We start from the raw sequence: 1,920 nt of genomic DNA on the forward strand, positions 1-1,920 counted from the left end.
GTTCGTCGGTGACGCAGTTCCCCAACGGTGTGACGGAGGTGGTGGGTCCGGACGGGCAGGTGCAGCTGACCGGCTCCGACGGGAGCACGGTCGTGCAGAACCCGGACGGCAGCGTGACCACCACCTTCCCCGACGGAGGTGTGTCGACGGTGGCCCCCGACGGCACCGTCACCACCGTCACCCCGGACGGACAGACCGTGTCCACCCATCTGGACCCCGGCCAGAGCCTGGTCAACCCCGACGGGTCGACCACTTCCATCGGCCCCGACGGCTCGGTGACGACCACCCTGCCCGACGGTGGCACGTACACGCTGCACCCGGACGGGACGGTCACCACCACCAATCCGGACGGCACCACCGGCCCCAGCGGGCTCTCGGACCTGCCCACCACGTCCGGCGACCTCGGTCAACTCACCACCCTGGACCCGGACGGCAGCACGACCGTGCACTACCCGAGCGGCACCACCGCCACCACGGGCACGGACGGGTTCACCACCACCACCTTCCCGGACGGCAGCAGCACCATCGCCGGTCCGGACGGACAGTTCCAGACCGTGCCCAGTCCCACGACGGCCGGCCTCACCGACGCCACGGGCGGTCCCACCGACCCCACGGGCGAGCGCACCGAAGCCTCGATCGACCCGAACCGGGCCTTCGGCAGCCAGCAGCAGGACGCCGTCGGCCAGCCGGCAACGGGAGCGGGGGCAGGGACGGGACTGGGGGCCGACTCCAGCCTGAGCGGCATGCTCTCGCCGATGATGATGATGGGCATGGCCCGCATGGGCCAGCAGGGCCAGCAGGGCAACAGGGAACAAGAACGCATCCGCGAGGTCTACGGCGACGACGAGTCCGACGGCGTCTTCTTCCCGAACCAGCAGCAGTCCCGCCCCGTCGGCCGGCCGGAGCCGGACGCGTACGAGGACGAGGAAGAGGACTCCGAGGACCTGCTGGGCGTACCGGCCCGCTCCCAGGGCGGACCCGGCGGATACAACCGGCCGTCCACCAGCTCCCCGGGGTGGTCGGACGACGGCGACGACGTATGGGGAACAGAGGAAGGCGGACTGCCGGCGTCGATCGGCCGCTGACCGACCGCCCAAGAGCCGGCCTCATCCGCCGGCGGCTCGAAGCACGCGCGTGAAAGCGCACCAGAAAGGAACACCGTGGAAGATTCGGTGGAGCAGGAGCTCCAGGAGGCGTTGTCGGAGTTCGCCCGGCACCGCGACGCGTTGATGCGGGCGCAGCAGGACGTGGCGGCGCTGTCGGTGACGGTGCGGTCCAAGGACCGCGCGGTGGAGGTCACCGTGGGGGCCGGGGGCGAGCTGAACGCGCTGCGGTTCCTCAACGACAAGCACAAGGAGATGTCCGGGCAGAAGCTGGCGGCTGCCGTCATGGAGACGATCACCGCGGCGCGTACCGAGGTGGTGGCCCGCGCCACCGAACACCTTGATTCCGTCGCGGGTGTCGGCTCGGGCCTCGCGATGTCGGGGCTGGAGGACCTGGACCTGGACGCCATGCTGAAGTCCCTCGGCGTCGAGATGCCGACGGACGGCGCGAACCGGGGCGGGGGTTCCCGTGGCTGACGGCGACATGTTCGCCGCGCTGCCGGACGAGGTCCAGCGCGGCGGTGACGCCACCGATCAGGTGGCCCGACTGGTGGAGATGTTCCACCAGGGCTTCGACGCGTCGACGTCGTGGGACCCGGCCAGGCCCCCGTGGGGCCGGGACAAGCTGGGCGCGGCCTTCGAAGCCCAGTACAAAGGCCCGCACACTGCCCTGCGTGAGGCCATGCTGCAGCTCGGGCTCGCGCTCGGTGGCGCCGCGGACCTGACGGTGTCGTCGGGTCAGGACTTCTCCCGGACGCAGGGTGACGCCCTGGACAGCATTCACGGCAACACCAGCGGCGACGGGCGGCGATAGATC

At 71.1% G+C, this 1,920-nt stretch carries 2 protein-coding genes and 1 pseudogene; all 3 read left to right on the forward strand.

Annotation, left to right across the window (positions count from 1 at the left end):
- Positions 1-1,085 (forward strand): annotated as a pseudogene (locus tag ACF1DX_RS25295) (hypothetical protein); the annotation flags it as partial.
- Between the two features lie 75 nt (positions 1,086-1,160).
- A complete protein-coding gene (locus ACF1DX_RS25300) occupies positions 1,161-1,580 on the forward strand; it encodes a YbaB/EbfC family nucleoid-associated protein (protein ID WP_391793410.1) in 420 nt (139 codons plus the stop codon).
- Entirely contained in the window at positions 1,573-1,917 is a 345-nt protein-coding gene (locus ACF1DX_RS25305) for a hypothetical protein (RefSeq protein WP_391793411.1), read from the forward strand. The genes ACF1DX_RS25300 and ACF1DX_RS25305 overlap by 8 nt, the downstream gene beginning before the upstream one ends.
- Positions 1,918-1,920: the final 3 nt, after the last annotated feature.

It is taken from the genome of Streptomyces sp. NPDC014676, assembly GCF_043084105.1.
GTDB lineage: Bacteria > Actinomycetota > Actinomycetes > Streptomycetales > Streptomycetaceae > Streptomyces.